Source organism: Sphingomonas sp. 35-24ZXX, assembly GCF_000786215.1.
Classification (GTDB): domain Bacteria; phylum Pseudomonadota; class Alphaproteobacteria; order Sphingomonadales; family Sphingomonadaceae; genus Blastomonas.
The window spans coordinates 1,112,535-1,135,429 of the sequence record NZ_JROG01000003.1 but is presented as its reverse complement, the minus strand read 5'-3'; the positions used below and the strand labels follow the sequence as shown (position 1 = coordinate 1,135,429).

Below are 22,895 nucleotides of genomic sequence, written 5' to 3'. Positions count from 1 at the left end.
CCTGTCATTCCGGCTGCCGCCAGGCGCGCCGCCAGATCATCGGCGTGGTGCCGACGACGCGCCGGAACAGGCGGGTCAGGTGGGCCTGATCGGTCAGCCCGCATGCGCAGGCGATCTGCGACAGCGTGTCAGACGTTTCCAGCATCAGCATCTGTGCGCGTCGGATGCGGCAGCGGATGATGAAGCTGTGCGGGGTTTCGCCCATGCTGATCTTGAACGCCCGGCTGAAATGGCCGTTGCTCAGCCGGGCGATCGCGGCAAGGTCGTCGGTGAGCAGCGACGTCTCCAGATAGCGCTCGATATGCTCGATCACCCGGCGTTTCTGCCAACCGGCCAGACCTCCGCGCACCGCCAGGCCATGGGCTGCGGAACTGGGCTGCGGGGATCGTTCGGGGACCAGCAGGCTGTCATGGCTGGGCGGATACTGGCCATGGGTCAGCAGCGCAGACAGGCGATCGAGGTACAGCCGGGCAAGTCCGATATCGCGATCGAGCGAAGCCCGCGCATCGGCCAGCAGGGCGATCGCCTGCGCATCGGCCAGCAGGGCGATCGCCTGCGGAGCGGCCGATGCGGCTATCGGCTGGGCAAAGGACGGGGCTTGGAGCGGGGCGGGGAGCCGGGCGTGGGGCGGGGACGAGGGGGCAGCCTGCAGCATGGGGGAATCTCCAGTCCAGCGGTCCGGGTGCGGCCTTTGCAGCCCGGTGATCCGTTGCCGAAGGTCGCAGAGCAGCAGCACGAGGCCCAGCCCCGGTGGAGCCGTCTGGATATCCTCATTCGGGTGGTGGCCTTGCCCCCCGTTTGCGCCAGCGTACATGGTCACCCGGCTTTGCGGCATTGGGCCGCATCTGGGTGCAAATCGGGTGAGGATTCGACAAGCGGTGCCAGCGGGTCTCGGTTCCTATCACCTATCCTCACGCGTTCCGATTCTGCCCTGCGCCGCCGGAGAAGCCGCTATGCCCAGCACCCGATGTTCGCACGATTTTTGTGTCGCATGAGCAGGTCGCGCATGGCAGAATTGGCTATGCGACCCGGCCCGATGCCCCTGCGGAGTGACCCGATCTACCCAAGGCTCCTGGGCTTGCTGGCGTGCTTCGTGCTTGCGATTACCTGGGCCCTGCCCGCGCGGGGCCAGGATATTCCGGGCTATCGTCACCGGCACTGGTCTGCGTCCGATGGAGCGCCGATGAGTATCAGGGCTATCGCCCAGGCACCTGACGGCTATCTGTGGCTGGGATCGGCAAACGGACTTTACCGCTTTGACGGTATCGCCTTTCAGCTCGTCCGGCCCGCAAAGTTCGACCGGTTTCGCTCCTCGCGGGTCACCGCGCTCGCGGTCGCCCCCAATGGCGATGTCTGGGTGGGCTATGACTATGGCGGGCTCACCGTTTATCGGGGCGGCAAATTGCGGTCGGCCAACCCGGAAAAGCCGCGCGGGGTCGTCTCGAGCATCGTCATCGGCAGAGACGGCACGGTCTGGGTGGCAGTGCAGAGCGGCTTTGGCCACCAGTTGCGGTCTTTGAAGAATGGCAAATGGTCGGTGATGGAAACTGGCTCGGGGCTGCCGCCCGAGCCAATCCAGACGCTGTACGTCGAGCGCGACGGATCGCTGCTGATCGCCATGTTTCCTAGCCTTTACCGGCTGGCACCCGGCGCCCGAAGGCCGGTGAAGGTCGATGGCCCCTTCGAGATCAATATGGCGCCGTCGTTCGCGCGCGATGCGCGCAGGCAGCTGTGGCTCTACAGCAGTGCGGGGTTGCAGCGAGCGTCCAGCCCCTATGTCAATCCCGGTGTTCAGTTCGAGGCACTTCGCGGCGGCGTGGATGGAAAATGGTCGCTGCTGGCTGACGATGGCGTGTTCTGGATCGCCGGTGGCCAGAAGGGACTGATCCGGCTACCCGCAGACCGGCTGCGCACCGATGCCGCGCGCTATCTCCCGTCCACCTTGTCAGTGCTGTTCCGCGATCGCGAAGGCACCATCTGGGGCGGAGGAACCGACGGCCTGCACAGCTACACGCGCTCTGCACTGGTACCGTCGGGTGTGCCCGGCATCCCCAGCACCCAGATCGCGTCCGGCGGTGGACCCGACAAGGCGTTGTACGTCGGCACCGAGGACGGAATCTACCGCATCATCGACGGGCAAGCGATCAAGCTTTCAGCCAACCACCATGCGCTCGATATCTGCACGAGCGCGCAAGGGGACGCCTATGTCGCCACCAGCGGAGACAACGACCTCTTCATTCGCCAGGGAAAGGTGTCGTTGATACGGCCGCCCTGGATGGAAATGTCCGCCTCCGCAACGCATTGCGCGTTCGATACGGATGGCACCCTGCGCATCTTGGCCAATCTGGGATCGCCATCGAACGAGGCTGGCATATTTCGCTATACAGGGTCGTCGTGGATACCTGATGCCGGTTGGCCGCTGCTCAGCCAGATGGTTGCAACAGGGCGTGACGATTTCATCGTCAGCCGCACGATGCGGAGCCTTTCGCGCTACTCTTCCGGCAAGCTGACTTCGATCTGGCAGACCGACGATATTCCCATTGGTTTCACCCGGATGCTGCTGAGGCTAGGTCAATTCGTCTACGTCGGCGGGGACAACGGGCTCTCGCGGATACGCGGCAATCGCGTGCAGACGCTCGACGCTGGCAGCTATCCGATCCTTCGGGGCCTGACCGGGATCGCGCCGGCGGGCGACAGCCTATGGTTGATCGGCGCTGCCGGCATATACAGGATTGCGGCGAAGACGCTGGATGAAGCGTTTGCTTCCCCGGGCACCCCGATCGCTTTCCAGCAATTCGGTGCAGGCGAAGGTTATACCGCTCGCGACCCGGCCTATGTCGCCAATGACCTGGCGATCGATAATCAGGGCACGGTGTGGATCGCGACGTCGCAGGGAGTGATGAAGCTGCTGCCCGGCAGACAACCGCGCAATCCGTTGCCACCATCGGTGGCGATCTCGCGTGTCGATGCGGGCCAAACGATCCGCGACAAGGGGCGCTACCTGTTGCCCGCAGGCAGCGACCGCATCGGTATCGAATACACCGCGCTGAGCCTGGTCGATCCGACGCGCAACCGGTTTCGCTATCGCCTCGACGGGGTCGACAAGGATTGGGTCGAGGGCGGGACGCGCCGCCGTGCCGATTTCGTCGGTCTGGGCCCGGGCGATTATGTGTTCCGGGTGATGGGGGCGAACGCCGATGGCGTGTGGAGCCGGGAGGCTGCGGTCGTCCGGTTCAGCATCGCGCCGTATTTCTGGCAGACCTGGTGGTTCCGGCTGGTTCTGATCGCTCTGGCTGCCGTCGGGTTGGTGCTGTTCGTGCGCTGGCGGCTGCATGTCGCGACGCAGATCACCCGTGCGCGGATCGAGGACCGGGTAGCCGAGCGCGAGCGGATCGCCCGCGATCTGCACGATACCCTGTTGCAGGCCATCCAGGGGCTGGTGCTGCGATTCCAGTCGGCGCTCCATCTGCTGCCCGACGACAGCCCGGCGCGCCCGATGATCGAAGAGGCGCTCGAGCGCTCGGACGACGTCATGCTCGAGGGCCGCGAGCGGGTGCAGCAACTGCGCGAGGATGCGACCCCTAAGGACATGGTCGCGCTGTTGCACACGCTGGCCAGCCGGATCGACGGCATCGATGCGAGCGCCATTATCGTCAGGGGCACGCCCCAGCCGCTGTGCGCGCCGGTCGCTGACGAGGCCGGGCTGATCATCGGCGAGGCGCTGGGCAATGCCGTTCGCCATTCCGGGGCAACCAGCATCACGCTGACCATCGAATTTGCTCGCGACCGGGTCGATATCTGGGTCAATGATGACGGGATCGGCATTCTTCCCGACGTCCTTGCGCATGGCCGGCAGCAGCATTTCGGGTTGCGAGGCATGCACGAACGGGCGGCGCTGATCGGGGCCGCGCTGACGATCGAGAGCCCTGGCGGCAAGGGGACCCGGGTGCGTCTGTCGCTGCCCGCGCGGATCGCCTTTCGCTAGAGCCTGAACCGCGCCTCAAGGGCCAGCATGCCGATCGTCCTGGAAGGGCCCGTCTGCCGGATGAACGCGCCGGGGCGGAAGGCGGAAAGCGATGCGGTGAACGAGAGCAGCGCGCTGGCCTCCCATTCCGCCACCATTTCGATCTGGTTGCCGATATGGCGCGCGGTGCTGGTGCCGGCGGGGCGGATGAGCTGGCCGGGAAGGTCGTAAAGGCCGTCGCCCCGGCTGGCGCGCCAGAACGCGGCGGCAGCGATTTCCAGGCTGACGCCCGATCCCATGGGCAGCGTGATCGCCGGGTTGAGGTTGGCGATGTTGCGCGGGCCGATCGGCGATAGCTCGCCGAAATAGCGGCCCTTGGGGAACAGCGCATTGAACGTACCCAGCCGCGCATCCTCCGCGTCGGCATCCCCGCTGGCGATGTTGGCGCGCAGCCGCAGGCGTGGCGCAAAACGGGTAGGGCTCAGGCGCCAGCCGGTTTCGGTGGAGATCGACCAGGCGCGGATCGAGCGATCGGCAAAGCGGCCGCGCTGCACCATCGCCTCCCAGTTCCAGCTCAGCGGCCCGTGGCTCCCGAAGGCGCGCAGGCCAAAGGTGTCGCGGCGTTCGCGGCCGATGCCGCCGCCATAGCGCGCGCGATCGTCGGCAAAGCTCAGCCAATAGGCATCGAGCCCGATGCCGGGGGCCATCTGCAGCGTCGCATACACGCCCGAGAGCCGCCGGGTGCGCGAGGTTGCATCGTCGAAATCGTTCGTGCCGATCGCCACTGGACGCAGGGCGAGCGCGGTGACCCGATGCGGGCCGATCTGGGCGGTGACCTGGCCCCCGTCGAACGGCTGCGGGATGTTGGGGCCATAGCGGGTGCCCACCAACCGCTCCGAGCCCAGACCGATCAGCATGCGCCCACCGCGCAGCGTGATCCGATGGGCATCACGGACATTGAGGCTGGCTTCGCCAAAGCCCTGGAGTAGATCGATGCCGGTCTCGTCGACAGGACCCTTGCCCGCACCGACCCCCCGGGCATAGCCGGCAATTCCCTGGACGAAGACCCGCGTCGGCCCGGCGTGCAGGTCGGCGCTCGGCATCGCACGGAGCCACAGGTAGCCGTCATCGGGCGCAGGCGGATCGCCCCACAGAGCGTTGTCGAAGCCTTCGAAACGTGCCCGCGCCTCGCCACCCAGCGTCAAATAGGTGGAGCCATCGGGGGACAGTGGCAGATATTTGGCCCGCCGCCATCTGCTGGGCGCGCCTTCCCGGAGCACCGACCAGTCCTCGTCATAGCGGACATTCGTCTGCTCGACCTCTTGCGCTTGCGCTGCGACAGGAAGCAGCACGGCGAGGCCCAGCCACGTGCGCATTACCGGCGGGTGACGAAATGCCGCACCAGCGGCGGGGCATCGCCAAGGTGAAACGCGCGGAGGATATCCTGCTGTTGGCGGTCGGCGTTGGTCACCCGGTCGTGCTGGCGCAGATGCTCCAGCCAGCTTTCGACGGTGAAGGTCTCGATGACCTTTCCGGGCGCGGCGGTGTCTTCATACACCCCCCAGTGGATCGCGCCATCGCGGCCGCGGATCCGGCGCATCGCCTGCATCGCGGCGAAGAATGCGGCGGTGTCTGCCGGGCGGGTCCGGTATTCGATCGTCACCAGCACCGGGCCGCTGTCATGGCGCACCGAGGCATCGACCATCGGAGCAGGCCAGTGCGCCGAGGGCGTCAGATCGAGCTGGCTCGCGGGATCGAGCGGAAAGCGCGCCGCCAGCGCCAGGCTGGCGATGGCGAGCAGGGCTGCGGCTGCCAGCAGTGCGGAAGGCACGCCGATGAACGAGGCCAGCGCGCCCCAGGCTGTCGCGCCCACAGCCATCGATCCCTGGAACACCAGCAGGTACACCGCCAGCGCGCGCGCCTTTACCCAGCCCGGTGAACCCGCCTGCGCGCCGCCGTTGAGCGAGGCGAGCATCGCAATCCACGCCAGCCCGGAGAGGAAGACCATGGCGGCGGCGGTCGCAAACTGACCGGCTTGCGACAGCCCGACCATTGCACCTGCCAGCAGCAAAGATGCCGCGCGTGTCAGCGCATTGGCGCCCAGCCGTCCCCGCAACCGCGGCATCAGCACCGCGCCGGTCACCGCCCCCAGGCCCATGAAGGTGAGCAGCCCGCCATAGCCCAGAGGGCCGAGGCCCAGATCGCGCCGCGCGATGATCGGCAGCAGCGCCCACAGGCAGCTGGCGAACACGAAAAAGCCGCCTGCGCGGATCAGCACGACCCTCAGCTCGGGCGAACGCAGCGCATAGCGCAGTCCGGCACGCATCGCGCCGAGCATATGTTCGGTGGGCAGGTGGCGCTCTGCGGTCTTTCGCTTCCAGTGCGCGAGCACGATCAGCACGCCCAGTACCGAGACGGCATTGGCGGTGAACACTGCGCCTGGGCCAGATGCAGCGATGATCAGCCCGCCCAGCGCCGGCCCGATAGCGCGCGCAATGTTCACCCCCAGGGCATTGAGCGCGACCGCCTGCTGCAACGAAGGCGGGGGCACCAGTTCGGGCACGATGGCCTGGAAGGCCGGGGCAGAAAGGGCCGCGCCGCTGGCGATCAGCGCGGTGAACACCAACAGCAGCCCGGCATCAGTAATCCCGCCAAAGGTCGCCAGCGCGAGACCTGCTGCCGCGAGCAGCCCGAAGGCCTGCGCGCCGATCAGCAGCCGCCGCCGATCCACGATATCGGCCAGCGCGCCAGCGGGCAGCGCCAGCACGAACATCGGGAACGTGGTCGCCGCCTGCACCAGCGCCACCATCAGCGGATTGGGCGACAGTGAGGTCATCAGCCATCCCGCGCCGACATCGTGCATCCATGTTCCGATGTTCGACACGACCGTCGCGATCCACAGCGCGCGGAAGACAGGGCTGGCGAGGGGGCTGGCTGGATCGGTCGGCTGCGTACTCACACCGCCCAGCATCCACAGCCGAACACGCCCCAGAAGCTTTGCACATCGGCCGCGGCAATCTCGGCGCCGAGCGCGGCGGCATGGTCATGACCGTGCACGGCGCACGCGCTGCTGCACCCGCACGCCGTAGCCAGCTTCGCGCTCGATTGATCCCTGCGGTGATAGCCGCCAAAGGTCGCGACCGGTGACCAGTGGGGCATCGGGCGCGGCAGGGCAGGGGCGAGCGGGGCATAATCGCCTTCACCATGCACCACCTTGCCGCCCAGCATGGTCAGCACCGATCGCAGATGGACGATCTCGGCTTCGGGCACGGCAAAATAGTCGTCCGAGAGCAGCGCCAGATCGGCGAGTTGGCCCGCCGCGATCTGGCCCTTCTTGCCGACTTCGTTCGAAAACCAGGTGTTGCGTTCGGTCCACAGCCGCAACGCCGTCTCGCGGTCCAGCCGGTTGCGCACCGGATAGAGCGTCGTTCCGCCCAGCGTCCTGCCGGTTACCAGCCACGACAGCGAAACCCATGGGTTGTAGCTCGCCACCCGGGTCGCGTCGGTGCCCGCACCAACGGGCAGGCCCGCATCGAGCATCCGCTTGATCGGTGGGGTCGTCTCGGCGGCTTTCGGTCCGTAGCGCTCGACGAAATACTCGCCTTGGAACATCATCCGGTGCTGTACCGCGATGCCCCCGCCAAGCGCTGCAATGCGGTCGATGTTGCGCTCGCTGATCGTCTCGGCATGGTCGAAGAACCAGTTGAGTCCGGCGAGCGGGATGTCGCGGTTGACCTTCTCGAACACATCGAGCGCGCGACCGATGGTCTGGTCATAGGTTGCATGCAGCCGCCACGGCCAGCGCCGCTCGGCGAGCAGCCGCACCACCGGTTCCAGGTCGCTTTCCATGTTCGCAGGCATGTCCGGGCGTTCGACGCGGAAATCCTCGAAATCGGCGGCGGAATAGACCAGCATCTCGCCCGCACCATTGTGGCGATAGGTGTCGTCGCCATCGCCGGGCTTCACCTGGGTCGACCAGCTGGCAAAGTCCCTGAGCTCTTCCTTGGGCTTTTGCGTGAACAGGTTGTAGGCGATGCGCAGCGTCATCTCGCCATCGGCATGCAGCTTTTCGATGATCCGATAGTCGTCGGGATAGTTCTGGAAACCGCCGCCGGCATCGATGACGCTGGTCACGCCCAGGCTGTTGAGTTCGCGCATGAAATGCCGGGTGGAGTTGAGCTGATAGTCCTCGGGAAGCTTGGGGCCCTTGGCGAGCGTCGAATAGAGGATCGTCGCATTGGGCTGTGCCAGCAGCAGCCCGGTGGGGTTGCCGGCGAAATCGCGGACGATCTCGCCCCCCGGCGGATCGGGCGTATCCTTGGTATAGCCAACGACGCGCAACGCAGCGGCATTGAGCAGCGCGCGATCGTACAGGTGCAGGATGAACACCGGCGTATCGGGCGCGGCGGCGTTGATCTCGGCCAGGGTCGGCAGCCGCTTTTCGGCGAACTGGTGTTCGGTAAAGCCGCCGACCACGCGCACCCATTGCGGCGGCGGCGTGTTCTGTGCCTGGCGCTTGAGCATCGCCATCGCATCCGCCAGGCTGGGCACGCCATCCCAGCGCAGCTCCATGTTGTAGTTCAGCCCGCCGCGGATGACATGGATGTGGCTGTCGATGAGTCCCGGGATAAGGCGGCGGCCTCGCGCGTCGATCACCGCTGCGTCCGGCCCCGCAGCCGCGCGGACCTCTGCTTCGCTGCCGACCGCCATAAACCTGCCATCGCTGATGGCAACCGCATCCGCCACCGGGTTGGCACGATCGAGCGTCGAGACCTTGGCATTGACGATCACGGTAGCGGCTGCGGGCATGGCAAGGCTCTCTGCGGCGTTGAGCAGCACAGCGCCGGCTGCGCCGGTCAGCGTCTGGCGGCGCGTGAAACGGGTCATGGGCTGGGCTCCTGTTGACAGCCCGCATCATGCGTTTCCGGAACCGGCGGGTCTTGTACAAAGCGCACCTGACCGGAACGCGAGCGTCGCTCTCCGCTTAGCCGGATCGCCTAGACAACCGTGCCCAGAGCCTTGCCGATCCCGGCGGTCAGCGCCATCGCCAGTGCGCCCCAGATGGTCACCCGCAGGCTCGCGCGCCACAGCGACGCGCCGCCAGTGACGGCGCCGACCGCCCCGAGCGCTGCCAGAAACAGCAAGGATGCAATCGCCACGATCAGCGGCAGGCTGTCCTGCGGGGCGAGCAGCACGGTGATCAGCGGCATCGCGGCGCCGACCGAAAAGGTCGTGGCAGATGTCAGCGCCGCCTGGACCGGGCGCGCTGTGGTGAAGGCGGATATGCCCAGTTCGTCGCGGGCATGGGCGCCCAGGGCACCATGCGCCATCAGCTGCCGGGCCACCGTGTCCGCGGTTTCGGCATCGAGCCCGCGGGCCCTGTATATCCCCGCAAGCTCCGCGATCTCACCATCGATGTCGGTGGAGAGTTCCGCACGCTCCCGCTCGATGTCGGCGCTCTCGGTATCCTGCTGCGAACTCACCGAGACATATTCGCCAGCCGCCATCGACATCGCACCTGCCACGAGCCCGGCGGTTCCGGCGATCAGCACGTCTGCCTGCTGAGCCTGAGCGGCCGCCACGCCGATGATCAGGCTGGCGGTCGAGACGATGCCGTCGTTGGCGCCCATCACTGCGGCTCGCAGCCATCCGATGCGCGCGACAAGATGGCTTTCGGAATGATCGGGCAGTCTGCTCATGCCATGCAGCCTTTGCTGGGTTTGGGGCGGAGGCGTAACCTTAGACCAACGCCAGGCGGAATGCTGCGAATTTCAGCCCGTCTGCCTGAGCCTGCCGTGCAGATAGCTTTCGTCAAACCCGGCAATGGCCGCGAGCCTGACCGGATCGATGATCGTCAGCGAGCCCGAGCTGAGCTCCATCACCTTGCCGAGGCGCAGCGACTTCAACACGCGGTTGACATGCACCGGGGTCAGGCCGACGGCATCGGCAATCACCAGCTGAGTCAGCGGCATTTCGCATTTGTCGTCGGTGGCAAGGCCGATGTTGCGCATGCGGATATACAGCTCGCACATTAGATGCGCGATCCGCTCCTTGGCAGTGCGGCGCCCCATGCTGATGATCCAGGCCCGAAGCACGCTCTGGTCGACCAGCTGCGACCACCAGAAGGCACGGGTGATTGTGGGGCCTGCCTCGACCAGTGCTTCCATCTGCGCGCGCGGCAGCATGGCGACCTTGGCGGCGGTGATGGTGACGATGCTGTGATCGATGGCCTTGAGCACCGCAATATGGATATCGCAGAAATCGCCCGGCAGCATGAACGCCAGGATCTGACGCCCGCCATCGGGCAGCATCTTGTAGCCGCAGGCCCAGCCCTCCAGCATGACGAACACCGGATCGGGCCGGTCTCCCTCCATGATCAGATGGTGCCCCGCAGGTATCTCTCGAACGTTGCGGCATGCTCTGGCGAGCAGACTGATGTCTGCATCACCAAGCGGAGCATAGCCACTGAGGCGATTGGTGAAGGCATTGGCCATATTGTGCTCCCGCCCATGATATAGCCGACTTGTTCTTTGGCCGCATTAACCTCGGTTGTGTTTGTCGCCGATCGACCGGTGTATACCTTGGCTACTGTCGGTACGCTATCCCAGGCACCGATAGCAGAGAGCACCGAGGATCGCTCCCGCCTGGCTTCATATCGGCCCCATCATGACGAACGACCCCAATAACGCCGCGCCCTCTGCCCCGCGCGCAGGCCCTGTCGAACCAGACGCCCATGGCCAGGCAGCGCTGCTGCTGGCGGAGAGCATTCTCCATGCCTTGGTCGAGACAGATACGCTGACGATCGAGGGTGCGCTCTCGGTCATCGAGACCACCTGCGAGGTCAAGGTCGAGGTCGCAGAGCAGGCCGGTGAATCGCGGGGCCGGATGCAGGAATCGCTGGCGCTGTTGCAGGCCATTTCCGCCAGCTTTGCCGTTGACGCAGAATTTCGCGAGCAATCGCCCCCTCGCTAACCCGGATCAACATCGCTGCTGACGACATCTGCCATACAGACCTGCATCCCACCGGCTGGAGAATTCCAATGATGATGAGCACCATGAACACGACGGCAGTGACCAGCGAGAGATTGGACAGGATCGCGACGGAAGAGATGATCCTGCGACTTTTCTCACCTGCTTTGTCGTCGCCCGGCAAGGCCTTTTCCGCTCAGGTCGATCATGCGTCGTTGTGGCGGGCGGATGCGATCCATCGCGCCAAGAACATGGCCCAGCTGACCGCTTCGCTCGCCAATCTTGCCGAGCACCCCTCGCGCCGCTGGTTCCCGGACGAGCTGGTGGTCAAGACCCGTGGACTGGCGCGAGCCTATGACGAGCTGGGAACAGACTGCGGCTCATCTCACATGGTTCCATGCGTCCCGCTGCTCGCGACCATCGCAGTCGGTCTGGCAGAGATATTCGGATCGGCGCGCGATATCGCGGTTTCGATCGACGCCGATACGGTGCTGCTGGTGCCCGACATGCGCCGCGCGCTGATCCTCATGTGCAGCGAACTCATCATCAACGCGCTGAAATACGGCTATCCCCGCGGCACCGGCGGCACCATTCGCGTCACGCTCAAGAATGGCAGTACCGGCTTGTCGCTGGTCGTGGAAAACGACGGTATCGATTTCGCCACCGATTGCCCGGCCAACGAAGGCAGCCCGTTGCTGGATCGGCTGAGCGCGGTGCTGGGCGCGTCGATCGAGCGCGGCAGTGGTAGCATGGGGCATGGTTATCGCGTCGATGCCAAGGTCTGCGCGAGCGAGGGGCCAAGGCACGCGCTGTAGTGACAAGGGGATAAAGCCCGTTTGCGATGGAATGCGGATCTGGCGGCAACCTTCCGGCGCGCCGGTCGTCATCCAGTTGCCTGATCCGACGCCAGAACCCGACGGGCCATTTTCCCTCCCCCCCATCGATGAATGCGAACGACATGACCAAGATGATGCCTGCCATGGCCAAGGCGCTGCGGCTGACCCGCGCGGGTAACCTGGGTGCGGCCACCCGGCTGATCCAGTCCACGCTGACCACCGGATCGGTGAAGCGCAACGCCAGGCGCGGGATGGATGGGCTGGCCGCTGTCGAAGCCCTGCAGCGCACGATGTCCGCCGCCACGCTGGCGTTGCCTGCCCCCAAGAGCAAGGCGAAGGTCAAGACCAAGGCGAAGACCACGCCCAAGCCCCGGATCGCACCCAAGCTCAAGCCCATCGTACCCAAGCCAAGGTCGGCGGCCGCGCAGCGCGCGGGCAGCTTTGCCGAGCGCAGCTTTACCGGGGCTCAGGGCGCGCTCGATTACTGGCTGTATCTGCCCTCCCGCCCGGCCCGGGGCCTGCCTTTGGTGGTCATGCTGCACGGCTGCTCGCAGACTCCGGTCGATTTCGCCCGGGGCACCGGCATGAATGCACTGGCGGAAGAGCTGGGCTTCATCGTCGCCTATCCGGGCCAGTCGGCCTCGGCCAATTTTGCCCGCTGCTGGAACTGGTTCAAACCGGGCGACCAGCAGCGCAACAAGGGGGAGCCGGGCGTCATCGCGGCGCTCACCGGTGCGATCATTGCCGAACATGGGGCGGATTCACGGCGGGTCTATGTCGCAGGCCTGTCTGCCGGAGGGGCTGCCGCAGCCATATTGGGCGCAGCCTATCCCGATGTCTATGCCGCGATCGGCGTCCATTCGGGCCTGGCCTGCGGCGCCGCGACCGACATGATGTCGGCGTTCACCGCGATGCGCAACGGATCGCAGCGGACGCATAGCCCAGATAGATCAGGACGGTTCGTGCCGGTGATCACCTTTCATGGCGACAGCGACACCACCGTGCACGCGATCAACAGCGCGCAGATCGTCGAAACCGCGGCGAAGCAGAACGCAACGCCGGTCATCCTGTCGCGCGAACAGGGAGATACCGGCAAGGGGCGGTCCTTCACGCGCGATATCAACCGCGCGCCTGATGGCGTTGCGCTGATCGAGCAATGGACCATCCATGGCGCGGGCCACGCCTGGTCCGGCGGCGATGCCGGCGGCAGTTACACCGATGCAGCAGGGCCCGATGCCTCGCGTGCATTCGCAGATTTCTTCCTGCAGCATAGCCTGCCATCGCGGGCGCGCGACTGACGACGCATCCGTGCCGCTGGGCGAGCAACCCTAGCCGTCGGCCCAGCGGCGCAGCAGGTTGTGGTAGACACCCGTCAATCGCACCAGCGCCGGGTTGGCCGGCCCGAGCTCGGTGGCCAGCTGCTGGATCGACTGGTCGAGATCGAACAGCGATGACCGCGCGCCTTCGTCGCGGACCATCGACTGCACCCAGAAGAAGCTGGCGAGCCTTCGGCCGCGGGTCACCGGTTCGACCCGGTGCAGCGAACTTGAGGGATACAGCACCGCATCGCCCGCAGCGAGCTTGACCCGCTGGGCGCCGAAGGCGGTTTCGATGGTCAGTTCGCCGCCGTCATAGGCTTCGGGGTCCTCGAGAAAGACGGTGATCGACAGGTCTGCACGCACCGAGCCATCGCCATCGGGGAGAACGCGCACGGCATTGTCGACGTGCAGGCCGTAATTCTGGCCGCCGGCATAGCTGTTGAACATCGGCGGATAGATCCTGGCCGGTAGGGCCGCGGCGATGAACACCGGGCTGCGGGCGAGCGCTGCAAGCACGATCTGCCCGGCCTGCCGCGCCACATCGCCGGTTTCGGGCAGCTGCAGATTGTGCTTCACCAGCCGCGCCTGATGGCCGCTGGTGGCATTGCCGTCGATCCAGTCGGCGGGGTCGATCAGGCTGCGCACCGCAGCGAGATCATCGTGCGACAGCAGCGCGGGCAAGGGCAGAAGCATCGCGCCGCCTCAGCTGGTCAGTACGAAGGGGATTTCGACGATGCCGCGCACCTTCACCGGTGATCCGTCACGCAGCGTGGGTGCCCAGCGCCAGCGGCGAACCGCGCTCAGCGCGGCGTCGTCGAGCCGGTCGAACCCGCTGCTGCGGGTGACCGAAATGGTCTCGACCCGGCCATCGGTGCTCAGGATCAACGACAGCTCGACCGTGCCCTGTTCCTTCCTGCGGCGGCATTCCACCGGATAGGCCGGCGGCTTGCCGGAGATCATCCGCGTCCCCAGGGCATCAGAGGTCACGGTCGAAGGTGGCGCAGGCGGCGTCGGCGCCGGTGCGGAAACGGGCGTGGGCGCTGCAACCGCCGCGAGCGGAACCTGCGGCACCGCGGTCGGCACGGTCGCGACCACCGGGCGGGGGATCGGCGCGGGGGGTATGATCGGTGCCGGGCGAACCTCGGTCTGCAGCGGCTGCGCCTCTGCCTCGGGCTCTGCTGCCGGAGCTGCGGGGGGTGGCGGAGGGGCGCTCAAGTTCACCGTCGTCAGCCTGGCGTCCTGCCTTTGGACCGCCTGATACCCGAGGCTGAGCAGGGCAGGGGCCAGCGCGAGATGGATGCCGATTGCGAGCACGATGGCAGGCCAGCGCGACCGGCCACCCTCGCCATAGCGACCCGCGCTGGTGTGCGCTGCCTGTGGCCGGGCAACTGCGTCAGCAGGACGCGGATCAATACCCGGCGATGGCAAATCGCACCCGCCGTGCAGCGCGGCTGACGATAGATTGTCGAAGTCCAGCACCATAACGCCCCAATTTGCGAATCGCTGTCAAAGATATTATCGCAACTGACTCGCAATATAATGAATTGTCAGCAAGAGCCAGCCTCAAACGATGGGGGACAGCGGGCGGCCCTGTGTCCGCCGCCCGCTCGGCCTGCGTCAGAAGCTGTAGCTCAGGCTGAACACCGCCTGGCGGGCCAGGCCAGGCTGAGCCCAGCTTCCGCCCAGCTGGTTGCGCACCGTGGTCACGTATTTCTCGTTGGTGAGGTTCTGTACGTTGACCTGCGCCAGCAGCCGCTCGGTGATGGGATAGGATGCCATCACCCGGTGGATCGTGTAGCTGGGCACGAAATAGGGCGTGTAGGTGCCCGCCGTGAGCTCGGCGACCGTCGGGAAGTTCAGCAGGAACTTGCCCTGGTGGTTGATGCCATAGCCCAGCTCCAGCCCGAAATCGAAGCGGTAGCTGGTGAACAGGCTGCCCGAATGGCGCGGGGTGTTCTGCAGCTGCGAGCCTGCCGTGGGATCCGGGAACGCCGCGCTATTGCCGCAATTGGTCGCGCCGGGATTGGCGAGGCAGAAGTCGGACACTCCGCGCTGGACCTTGGAATCGAGGTACATGTAATTGGCGGAGATCGTCCAGTTGTCGGTGATGTTGCCCGACGCACCGAACGACACACCTTCCACCCGCTGCTTTCCATCCAGTCTTTGTTCGGGAAAGATCGGATCGTTGGAATTGATCCGGATGCTGTCGCGGTCATTGCGGAAGACGGCGAGGTTGACCAGCAACCGCTTGCCGAACAGGTCCGCCTTGGCGCCGATCTCGTAGTTGGTCGTGGTTTCCGGGGCGAGGTTGCAGTTGGCTGCCGTGCACGCGCCGTCGACGGCGGCCTGCGAGGGGTTCTTGGAGGTGCCGGTCGCGATGTAGAGGCTGGTGTCCTCGGTCGGCTTGAACACCGCGCCGACGCGGTAGGAAAACAGGTTGTCCTCGTTGTCGAACGGACCGGTGACCGCGCTCAGCTGGCCTAGGGTGGCCCCTGTGATGACATAGGAGAAGGTGCTGTTCGATCCGCGCGCATTCTCGTACCGCACGCCGCCGTTGATCTCGAAATGGTCGCCGAACTTGATCGTGTCGAACAGATAGCCGGCAATGACGCGGCGGTCGCCCAGCGCCTTGCTGCCCAGGATGAAGTTGACCGGGCCGGTGTAGATGTTGCTGCCATAGACGAACCCTGCAGGCCCCTGGATCACCTCGCCGGGATTGGCGATGTTGACCAGCGCGAAGGCAGGCGTGGTGCCATCGGCATTGCGCGGCAGGTTGCCCGATGTCTGGCGATAGTCTTCCTGCAGATAGGATGCCCCGATCACCAGCGAATGTTCGATGCCTCCGGTCGCAAAGCTGGCGGTCAGGTCGAGCTGATTGTAGAAGGTGTCGTTGGTGATCAGGCGCTGCACGCCGCGCCCCCCGGTCGGCAGATAATAGCCTGCAGGGACAGTCGCCGGACATGCGTTTTCAACCGACGGAACCGCAAAAGTACCGGGCTGGCGTCCAGTGGAGGCGAGGCAGAAGGTGCCGGTCGGCTGGCTGGTGACGGTGTTCTGCGCGATATGTTCGTACCGCGTCAGGTTGCGCACCGAGACGCTGTCGCTCAGTTCATGGCTGAAGATCGCCTGGAGCGCGGTGGTCTTCGAATTCTGCTGATCGAGATTGGCAAAGCCGTAATAGCCTTCGCGGTCGAAATCGTCGAGGAAACCGCCGAGATTGGCATAATAGCGCAGGCCGTATTGCGGCATCGCCTTGTCGTCGAGATGCTCGAACTGCAGCGTCAGATTGGTCGGGTTGTCGATGCCGATGGTGATTGCGGGGGCGACGCCCCAGCGCTTGTAGAATTCGACATCGCGGCCCGGAACGTCATTCTCGTGATAGACAGCGTTGAGGCGCACCGCGATCAGGTCTGAGACGCGCTGGTTGATATCGACGGTTCCGCGATAGTAATTGTCAGTGCCGATGCCGCCGGTGATGACGCTCTGGCTCGTGGCAAGCGGCTTCTTGGTGACCAGGTTGATGTTGCCAGCGACCGAACCGCCGCCGCTGAACACCGAATTGGCGCCGTTGGTGACCTCGACCTGCTCGATGTTGTAGGTCTCGTTGCGGTTCTGGAAGGCGCTGGAGCGCACGCCATCGATGGTGACATCGTTCTTGGCATCCTGACCGCGCAGGATGATGCGGTCGCCATAGCCGAACCCGCCTTCGCCCGCGCCGAAGGTCACGCCCGCCACGTTCTGCAACACATCGCGCAATGTCAGCAGGTTCTGCTGCTGAATGCTCTTGGCCGAAATGACGGTGATCGTCTGCGGCGTGTCGAGCAGCGGCGCGGTGTATTTGGGCGAGGCGGCCTGCTCGACCTTGACCTCGCTCTCCTCGATCGCGCTGTCGGTCACCGTCATGCCGCCCAGCCGCTGGCTGGACTGGGCATCCTGGCCAAAGGCCGGGCTGGTGAAGGCAATGGCGCCGACGCAGCTCAGAGCGAGCAGAGGCGGTGTGGTTTTCGCAGCAGTCATTGGGTTCTCCCCCGAGAAAGTGGATTGGGAATGCGGGGCCGCTATTGCGACTCGTTCGCAGAGTCAATGCATTTGTAACAAGCTTGGCATATTTGTATCAAATGATTCTCATTCGCATTAAATCGTTTGACACAGCCTGCCAGTTTGCGCAGGTGCGAAGTTACAAACCCCGATCCTCAGGTCATCACAGCAGCGGGACATCGCCTTGTCGTTGCAGCCATCTTGTTCATCCCCCGACGATCTTTCGCTGCGCAATGCGGCGGATGAGGGAGTCGAGAGTGGGGCAGCCGGAGCGCCTGCCGCGAGTCGTCCGGCGCCTGCTCCGCGCCCCGCGGCCCGGCGCAAGCCGCGCTCGGCCCGGCAGTTCTGGATGAAGCAGCTGCACAGCTGGCACTGGATCAGCGCCGCGATCTCGCTGACGGGGATGTTCGTCTTTTCGGTGACCGGCATTACCCTGAACCATGCCGCCACGATCTCGGCAGAACCGCAGATTGTCACCGCGACCGCCACATTGCCGGCATCGAGTATCGGATTGCTTGCGCGCATGCAGGCGGAGCATAAAGCCCCGCTCCCCGATGCTGTTCGCGCAGACGTGCGGGCGCTGGTGGGGGTCGACGCCGGCACAGCGGCGGCCGAATGGAGCGCGGACGAGGTCTATGTCGCGGTGCCGGGCCCCGGCAGCGACGCCTGGGTCAGCATCGACCGAGGGACAGGCGCGATCGAGGCCGAACGCACCGACCGCGGCTGGGTGTCGTTCTTCAACGATCTGCACAAGGGCCGCAACACCGGCACGGCGTGGTTCTGGCTGATCGATGTGCTCGCCGTTGCCTGCATCATCTTCACCTTCACTGGATTGCTGTTGCTGCAGCTGCACGCCCGGCACCGCCCGTCGACCTGGCCGCTGGTGGGGCTGGGCACCCTCGTTCCGGCGGGAATCATCCTGCTTTTCATGCACTTGTGACAGACCATTCGAGGAGCCATCCTTCATGAAGACAAGCCTAGCCATCGCCGTCAGCGTGATTGCGGCACCTGCCTCTGCCGGAACGGTGACGGTCACCATTCCGCGCATCGATGTTGCCGAATATCATGTGCCTTATGTCGCGGTGTGGATCGAGCCCAAGGCGGGCGGCCCGGCGCGCACCCTGGCGGTCTGGTATGACGTCGACAAGCGCGGCGCAGAGCCCGGCACGAAGTGGCTCGCGGACCTGCGCACCTGGTGGCGCAAGGGCGGCCGCAGCCTGAAATTGCCCGCCGATGGCATCAGCGGCGCGACCCGCGCGCCGGGCGCTCACCGCATCGTCCTGCCCTCCAACCTCAAGCCGGGAAGCTACACGCTGTTCGTCGAAGCCTCGCGCGAGGATGGCGGTCGCGAACTCGTATCGATGCCGCTGGATGTTCCGGTGCGCGCTGCCAGGGCCGCCGGCAAGACCGAGCTGGGCGCCATCGTCGTCAAGACCCGTTGATTTCCGTTTCGAAAGGCCGTGCCATGATCCGCAATACCCTGTTCTTCACCGTCGCCGCACTCAGCCTTGCGGCGCCTGCCATCGCCCATAACCAGTGGCTGCTGCCATCCACCACGGTGCTGTCCGATACGCAGCAGAGCGTCACCGTGGATGCCGGCGCATCGACCGCCCCGTTCGAGCCCAACCACAACGCGCTCAACGTCGATGGCGTGAAGGTCTGGGCGCCCGATGGTTCGATGGGGGCGATCGAGAATGCCGCAAAATCCAAATATCGCTCGACCTTCGATGTCCGGATCGACAAGCCCGGCACGTGGCGCATCGGGATGGAAAATGCCGGCGTATCGGGCAGCTTCAAGGTGGATGGCCAGCCTTGGATGGTCGGGCGCCGTCGCGGCCCGCCTCCAGGTGCGGCAGGTGCCGGTGGCCCCGGTGGTGCAAGGCCCGCAGGTGCAGGTGCTCCTGGCGTGGGCGGCGCTGGTATGGGCGGTCCGGGCGCTCCGAGCGGACCGGGCGGCAGGCCGCAGATCGACCCCGGCCATATCGTGGCGAGCGTCGACGACATTCCGGCAAATGCCACCGATCTGGACCTCACCGAAACCATGGGGCGCAACGAATTCTTCGTCAGCGCAGGCGAGCCGAGTGATGCGCTGTTCAAGCCTGTGGGCAAGGGGCTGGAGTTCGTGCCGGTCACGCTGCCGACCGACCTTGTCTCGAACGAGCCGGGCCAGTTCCGCTTTCTGGTCGATGGCCAGCCTGCTGCCGGGCTGGAGGTTGAAGTGATCCCGGGTGGCCGCCGGTACCGCGACAGCGATGCGACGCAAAAGCTCAAGACCGATGACCAGGGCATGCTCACCGTGCAATGGCCGATGGCGGGCATGTACTGGATCAACGCCAGCCTCACTGATGCCAAGCCCAGCCATCCCAAGGCCAGCAAACGCCGGATGAGCTATACCGCGACGCTGGAAGTGCTCGCTCCGTGAGCCAGCCGGGTCGACCCCCGCGGATCGCGGTTCCGGATGCCGTCGACCCGGCGGTATTCCGCAGCTTTGATGCGGGCGCGCCGGTGGTGCGGCTGGCGGGCGAGACGATGGGCACGACCTGGGGCGTGCATGTCGCGGTTCCCAGGTCGGCGGGGCTGGGTGCGCCGCAATTGCAGGCGAAGGTGCAGGTCCGGCTTGATGGCATCGTTGCCGACATGAGCCATTGGGAACCGGGATCGCAGCTGTCGCGGTTCAACCGGGCCGATGGCGGAACCCGGCTCGAACTGTCGCAGGACTTCGCCGCGGTGATGGCGGCGGCGCTCAGTATCGCTTCGGCCTCGGGCGGCGCGTTCGATCCGGCGGTCGGGAGGCTGACCGATCTCTGGGGGCTGGGCCCGCGCCGAACGACAGACGATCCCGATCAGTGCGAGATCGATGCGGCGCTGGCCCAGGCAGGGTGGCGGCGTCTCGCGTTCGATGCGCGCAGCCGCAGCCTGTTCCAGCCGGGCGGGGTTTGGCTCGACCTGTCGGGCATCGCCAAGGGCTTTGCGGTGGACGCAATCGCCGATCTGCTGGCGCGGCACGGCCTCCACCATGCGCTGGTCGAGATCGGAGGCGAGTGCGCCGGACGCGGTCTGCGTCCCGATGGCGATCCGTGGTGGGTCGATCTGGAAGATCCGCCCGGCGTGCGGCTGCCGCCGCTGCGCATCGCGTTGCACCAGCTCTCGGTGGCGACCTCGGGCGATTATCTGCGCGGGGGCCATACGCTCGATCCTGCCACCGGTCGTCCGGCGATCCATCGCACCACCGCGGTGAGCGTTCTGCACCCCAGCTGCATGCTGGCCGATGCCTGGGCGACCGCTCTCAGCGTGCTTGACGATGCCGCTGCACAGGCGCTTGCGTGCCGGCATGGGCTGATCGCTCGGATCGTGCGGCGGGATGGCCGCGAGTGGCTCAGCCCCGCCCTGACGCGAATGGTGGATCCCGATGCTGCCGCCGCTTGACCATATCCCGCGCGAGATCGCCTCGCTGAGCGATTACGAGACCTTTGCGCAAGCCCGGGTCGATCCGGGCACATGGGCTTATCTCAACGCCGGGGCGGGCGACGAATGGACACTGCGCGAGAATGTCGCGGCCTTTGCCCGCCTGCCGCTGCGCCGCCGGATGCTGCGCAGCATGCGCGGCGCGACAACCGCGACCCGGCTGCTCGGTCTGGATCTGCAGGCCCCGATCCTGATCGCGCCTACGGCCTATCACCGTCTGGCGCATCCCGATGGTGAACTGGCGACCGTGCTCGCAGCGGGTGCGACCGACACCTGCATGGTGGTCAGCACGCAGGCCAGCCTGCCGATCGAGGATATTGCGGCGGCGGCGACCGGACCCTTGTGGTTTCAGCTCTACATCCAGCCCGATCGCGAGTTCACACGCGCGCTGGTCCAGCGCGCCGAGGCCGCCGGCTATCGCGCTTTGGTGGTGACGGTCGATGCTCCGGTCAACGGGCTGCGCAATGCCGAGGCGCGCGCCGGATTTGCGCTGCCCGCCGATATCGGTCCGGTGAACCTTGCCGGGATGCAGATGCCTCAGCAGGAGGCGGCGGCGAACGCGCTGCTGTTCGGCACCGCGATCATCGACCATGCCCCGGTGTGGGATGATATCGCATGGCTGCGCGCGCAGACCCGCCTTCCGGTCATCGTCAAGGGGATCACCGACCCCGACGATGCCGCGCTCGCCGTGGAATCGGGCGTCGACGGCATCATCGTGTCCAACCACGGCGGCAGGGTGCTCGATGGCGTGCCGGCGAGCATCGACCTGCTGCCCGCGATCGTCGAAGCTGTGGACGGGTGGGTGCCGGTGCTGATGGATGGCGGCGTCCGGCGCGGCAACGACGTGCTGCGCGCACTGGCGCTGGGGGCGAGCGCGGTGCTGATCGGCAGGCCGGTGCTGCATGCGCTGGCGACGGCAGGCGCCCTGGGCGTGGCGCACGCCATCCGCGTGCTGCGCGCCGAGCTGGAACTGGCGATGGCGTCAACCGGCTGCCGCACGATCGACGAGATCGGCCTGCAATGCCTGCACAATTTCGGCGTCGCCCGTTCTGCCTGGTGATGCTCGCATCGTCGGCATCAACGGGTGGGCGCCGGATGATAGGCCTCGAAATGTCCGAGCGCGATCGCGCCTGTGGTGATCCCGGGCAGGCTGTCGGCAAGGTGGACGATGTCTCCCGCGCACAGCCAGCTGCCGGATGTCCGGGTGATCAGGATCTGGTGCCGCGCCAGCCGGGCACCGCCATGGCGCGGGCGGTTGATCAGCGCCTTGTGCCCGGTCATCTGATAGACAATGCCTTCGCCCGCAATGATCCGGGTGGAGCGGATGCGGTGCAGCGCGATGCAGCTGGTGCCGGTCGCGATGCGTTCGGCGGCTGCGTCGCTGACAGGGGGCACGAACAGCAGGTTGCTGCCGGTCGGCTCTGTCGCGCCCACCGCCGCCGGGGCGATCGCTGCGACCAGCAGGGCCAGCGTGCTCAACAGGGTCAGCAAATACGACATGTCCGCGGCGCTCCGGCTCCCCGTTGCGGTTTCGGGTACCCTGAGGGAAAGGCTGGTCGCAACCTTCCCCTCAAGGCACCTCCGGTCCGTTGGGGGGCAACATGGACCGGTCCAAACCAGCCGGGGGTGAGGCTGGCTTTGCTGGGAAGACGCCGCCGCCCGATCAATTCCGCATCGGGAACAAAAAAACTTCCGCAGAGTCCTTTTTGCGTGCGGGTTTGGGGTGGCGGAAACGTCTTCCTGTGTGGCCGCGCTCCAACTCATGCCGAAACGTCTGAAATTGACACCGATGCCTAGCCAGGGACTTGAAACCGTGCTGATTGCCGAGCGCGAGCCGCTGCTGCGGTTTCTGCGCGCACGTGGTGCCGGCGATGCCGCCGAGGACATCTTGCAGGATCTGTGGTTGCGGCTGTCGGCGCTCGATTCCGGTCCGATCGCCGATCCGCGGGGCTATCTGTTTCGCGCCGCCAACAATGTCATGCACGACCGCTATCGCTCGGCCCAGCGCGCCCGCCAGCGCGATTCCGACTGGATATCGATTCAAGGCGGCGTTGGCGACGTATCGGATGCGCCGCTGCCCGACCGGCAGTTGATCGCGCGCGCCACGCTCGACCAGGCCGAGGCCATGTTGCGCGCCGAAGGCGACCGGGTGCTTCAGATCTTCCGGATGTTTCGCATTGAAGGTATCGGCCAGCGCCAGATTGCGCGGGACCTGGGCCTCAGTCTCAGTGCGGTCGAGAAGGATCTGCAAAAGGCGTATCGCGCGCTCATCCGATGGCGGGAGACCCAGGATGCGGATTGAAC

General features: G+C 65.9%; 20 protein-coding genes. 10 read left to right on the top strand and 10 right to left on the bottom strand.

Going from position 1 to position 22,895, the window contains the following annotated elements:
- Nucleotides 1–4: 4 nt before the first annotated feature.
- Nucleotides 5–655, bottom strand: a complete 651-nt coding sequence (locus LI72_RS19000) for a helix-turn-helix domain-containing protein (RefSeq protein WP_081984711.1) — start codon at nucleotides 653–655, stop codon at nucleotides 5–7.
- A 528-nt stretch (nucleotides 656–1,183) separates the two neighbouring features.
- On the opposite strand from LI72_RS19000, the gene LI72_RS07875 reads away from it, so the two are divergent.
- Nucleotides 1,184–3,985, top strand: a complete 2,802-nt coding sequence (locus tag LI72_RS07875) for a sensor histidine kinase (RefSeq protein ID WP_033925149.1) — start codon at nucleotides 1,184–1,186, stop codon at nucleotides 3,983–3,985.
- On the opposite strand, the gene LI72_RS07870 is transcribed toward LI72_RS07875, so the two are convergent.
- From LI72_RS07870 to LI72_RS07850, 5 genes are all read right to left on the bottom strand, one after another.
- A complete protein-coding gene (locus LI72_RS07870) occupies nucleotides 3,982–5,340 on the bottom strand; it encodes an alginate export family protein (RefSeq protein ID WP_033925148.1) in 1,359 nt (452 codons plus the stop codon). The two genes, LI72_RS07875 and LI72_RS07870, sit on opposite strands and share 4 nt — an antisense overlap.
- Nucleotides 5,340–6,923, bottom strand: a complete 1,584-nt coding sequence (locus LI72_RS07865) for an MFS transporter (protein WP_033925452.1) — start codon at nucleotides 6,921–6,923, stop codon at nucleotides 5,340–5,342. The genes LI72_RS07870 and LI72_RS07865 overlap by 1 nt, the downstream gene beginning before the upstream one ends.
- Nucleotides 6,920–8,851, bottom strand: a complete 1,932-nt coding sequence (locus LI72_RS07860; protein WP_033925147.1) for an amidohydrolase — start codon at nucleotides 8,849–8,851, stop codon at nucleotides 6,920–6,922. The genes LI72_RS07865 and LI72_RS07860 overlap by 4 nt, the downstream gene beginning before the upstream one ends.
- A 110-nt stretch (nucleotides 8,852–8,961) precedes the next feature.
- Entirely contained in the window at nucleotides 8,962–9,663 is a 702-nt protein-coding gene (locus LI72_RS07855) for a VIT1/CCC1 transporter family protein (RefSeq protein WP_033925146.1), read from the bottom strand.
- Nucleotides 9,664–9,735: 72 nt separating this feature from the next.
- On the bottom strand, nucleotides 9,736–10,458 hold the full coding sequence (locus LI72_RS07850) for a Crp/Fnr family transcriptional regulator (RefSeq protein WP_033925145.1): 723 nt from the start codon (nucleotides 10,456–10,458) through the stop codon (nucleotides 9,736–9,738).
- Between the two features lie 172 nt (nucleotides 10,459–10,630).
- On the opposite strand from LI72_RS07850, the gene LI72_RS07845 reads away from it, so the two are divergent.
- From LI72_RS07845 to LI72_RS07835, 3 genes are all read left to right on the top strand, one after another.
- The gene (locus LI72_RS07845) at nucleotides 10,631–10,936 is read left to right on the top strand and encodes a hypothetical protein (protein WP_033925144.1); all 306 of its coding nucleotides are present in this window, start codon (nucleotides 10,631–10,633) and stop codon (nucleotides 10,934–10,936) included.
- A gap of 68 nt (nucleotides 10,937–11,004) precedes the next feature.
- Nucleotides 11,005–11,748, top strand: coding sequence for a sensor histidine kinase (locus LI72_RS07840; RefSeq protein WP_033925143.1), 744 nt, complete (start codon nucleotides 11,005–11,007; stop codon nucleotides 11,746–11,748).
- A 143-nt stretch (nucleotides 11,749–11,891) separates the two neighbouring features.
- Entirely contained in the window at nucleotides 11,892–13,067 is a 1,176-nt protein-coding gene (locus LI72_RS07835) for an extracellular catalytic domain type 1 short-chain-length polyhydroxyalkanoate depolymerase (RefSeq protein ID WP_033925451.1), read from the top strand.
- Nucleotides 13,068–13,097: 30 nt separating this feature from the next.
- On the opposite strand, the gene LI72_RS07830 is transcribed toward LI72_RS07835, so the two are convergent.
- From LI72_RS07830 to LI72_RS07820, 3 genes are all read right to left on the bottom strand, one after another.
- Nucleotides 13,098–13,781 (bottom strand): Fe2+-dependent dioxygenase, encoded by a 684-nt coding sequence (locus LI72_RS07830; RefSeq protein WP_033925142.1) that lies wholly within the window; start codon nucleotides 13,779–13,781, stop codon nucleotides 13,098–13,100.
- A gap of 9 nt (nucleotides 13,782–13,790) precedes the next feature.
- The gene (locus LI72_RS07825) at nucleotides 13,791–14,570 is read right to left on the bottom strand and encodes an energy transducer TonB (protein ID WP_052129602.1); all 780 of its coding nucleotides are present in this window, start codon (nucleotides 14,568–14,570) and stop codon (nucleotides 13,791–13,793) included.
- A gap of 135 nt (nucleotides 14,571–14,705) precedes the next feature.
- A complete protein-coding gene (locus LI72_RS07820) occupies nucleotides 14,706–17,105 on the bottom strand; it encodes a TonB-dependent receptor (RefSeq protein WP_033925141.1) in 2,400 nt (799 codons plus the stop codon).
- Nucleotides 17,106–17,475: 370 nt separating this feature from the next.
- On the opposite strand from LI72_RS07820, the gene LI72_RS07815 reads away from it, so the two are divergent.
- From LI72_RS07815 to LI72_RS07795, 5 genes are read left to right on the top strand one after another with little or no spacing between them, the layout of a single operon-like run.
- Nucleotides 17,476–18,066 carry a PepSY-associated TM helix domain-containing protein gene (locus LI72_RS07815; RefSeq protein WP_052129601.1) on the top strand — a complete coding sequence of 197 codons (591 nt, stop codon included), beginning with the start codon at nucleotides 17,476–17,478 and terminating at the stop codon, nucleotides 18,064–18,066.
- Nucleotides 18,067–18,091: 25 nt separating this feature from the next.
- The gene (locus LI72_RS07810) at nucleotides 18,092–18,568 is read left to right on the top strand and encodes a DUF2271 domain-containing protein (RefSeq protein WP_033925140.1); all 477 of its coding nucleotides are present in this window, start codon (nucleotides 18,092–18,094) and stop codon (nucleotides 18,566–18,568) included.
- A gap of 23 nt (nucleotides 18,569–18,591) precedes the next feature.
- A complete protein-coding gene (locus LI72_RS07805) occupies nucleotides 18,592–19,548 on the top strand; it encodes a DUF4198 domain-containing protein (protein ID WP_033925139.1) in 957 nt (318 codons plus the stop codon).
- On the top strand, nucleotides 19,545–20,552 hold the full coding sequence (locus tag LI72_RS07800; protein WP_231562397.1) for an FAD:protein FMN transferase: 1,008 nt from the start codon (nucleotides 19,545–19,547) through the stop codon (nucleotides 20,550–20,552). The genes LI72_RS07805 and LI72_RS07800 overlap by 4 nt, the downstream gene beginning before the upstream one ends.
- The gene (locus tag LI72_RS07795; protein ID WP_033925138.1) at nucleotides 20,536–21,651 is read left to right on the top strand and encodes an alpha-hydroxy acid oxidase; all 1,116 of its coding nucleotides are present in this window, start codon (nucleotides 20,536–20,538) and stop codon (nucleotides 21,649–21,651) included. Before LI72_RS07800 ends, LI72_RS07795 begins: the two co-directional genes overlap by 17 nt.
- Nucleotides 21,652–21,668: 17 nt before the next feature.
- Here the strand turns inward: LI72_RS07795 and LI72_RS18995 are convergent, their stop codons facing one another.
- A complete protein-coding gene (locus LI72_RS18995; protein WP_156139527.1) occupies nucleotides 21,669–22,091 on the bottom strand; it encodes a hypothetical protein in 423 nt (140 codons plus the stop codon).
- A 262-nt stretch (nucleotides 22,092–22,353) separates the two neighbouring features.
- Here LI72_RS18995 and LI72_RS07785 point away from each other — a divergent pair, with 262 nt between their 5' ends.
- The gene (locus LI72_RS07785; RefSeq protein ID WP_033925137.1) at nucleotides 22,354–22,893 is read left to right on the top strand and encodes an RNA polymerase sigma factor; all 540 of its coding nucleotides are present in this window, start codon (nucleotides 22,354–22,356) and stop codon (nucleotides 22,891–22,893) included.
- Nucleotides 22,894–22,895 lie beyond the last annotated feature (2 nt).

Coding starts and splice junctions, on each gene's coding strand:
- LI72_RS07875 (WP_033925149.1), top strand. CDS start 1,184: ATGAGTATCAGGGCTATCGCCCAGGCACCTGACGGCTATCTGTGGCTG.
- LI72_RS19000 (WP_081984711.1), bottom strand. CDS start 655: ATGCTGCAGGCTGCCCCCTCGTCCCCGCCCCACGCCCGGCTCCCCGCC.
- LI72_RS07815 (WP_052129601.1), top strand. CDS start 17,476: ATGAAGCAGCTGCACAGCTGGCACTGGATCAGCGCCGCGATCTCGCTG.
- LI72_RS07860 (WP_033925147.1), bottom strand. CDS start 8,851: ATGACCCGTTTCACGCGCCGCCAGACGCTGACCGGCGCAGCCGGCGCT.
- LI72_RS07830 (WP_033925142.1), bottom strand. CDS start 13,781: ATGCTTCTGCCCTTGCCCGCGCTGCTGTCGCACGATGATCTCGCTGCG.
- LI72_RS07785 (WP_033925137.1), top strand. CDS start 22,354: ATGCCGAAACGTCTGAAATTGACACCGATGCCTAGCCAGGGACTTGAA.
- LI72_RS07850 (WP_033925145.1), bottom strand. CDS start 10,458: ATGGCCAATGCCTTCACCAATCGCCTCAGTGGCTATGCTCCGCTTGGT.
- LI72_RS07870 (WP_033925148.1), bottom strand. CDS start 5,340: ATGCGCACGTGGCTGGGCCTCGCCGTGCTGCTTCCTGTCGCAGCGCAA.
- LI72_RS07805 (WP_033925139.1), top strand. CDS start 18,592: ATGATCCGCAATACCCTGTTCTTCACCGTCGCCGCACTCAGCCTTGCG.
- LI72_RS07855 (WP_033925146.1), bottom strand. CDS start 9,663: ATGAGCAGACTGCCCGATCATTCCGAAAGCCATCTTGTCGCGCGCATC.
- LI72_RS07810 (WP_033925140.1), top strand. CDS start 18,092: ATGAAGACAAGCCTAGCCATCGCCGTCAGCGTGATTGCGGCACCTGCC.
- LI72_RS07825 (WP_052129602.1), bottom strand. CDS start 14,570: ATGGTGCTGGACTTCGACAATCTATCGTCAGCCGCGCTGCACGGCGGG.
- LI72_RS07795 (WP_033925138.1), top strand. CDS start 20,536: ATGCTGCCGCCGCTTGACCATATCCCGCGCGAGATCGCCTCGCTGAGC.
- LI72_RS07835 (WP_033925451.1), top strand. CDS start 11,892: ATGACCAAGATGATGCCTGCCATGGCCAAGGCGCTGCGGCTGACCCGC.
- LI72_RS07820 (WP_033925141.1), bottom strand. CDS start 17,105: ATGACTGCTGCGAAAACCACACCGCCTCTGCTCGCTCTGAGCTGCGTC.
- LI72_RS07845 (WP_033925144.1), top strand. CDS start 10,631: ATGACGAACGACCCCAATAACGCCGCGCCCTCTGCCCCGCGCGCAGGC.
- LI72_RS18995 (WP_156139527.1), bottom strand. CDS start 22,091: ATGTCGTATTTGCTGACCCTGTTGAGCACGCTGGCCCTGCTGGTCGCA.
- LI72_RS07840 (WP_033925143.1), top strand. CDS start 11,005: ATGATGATGAGCACCATGAACACGACGGCAGTGACCAGCGAGAGATTG.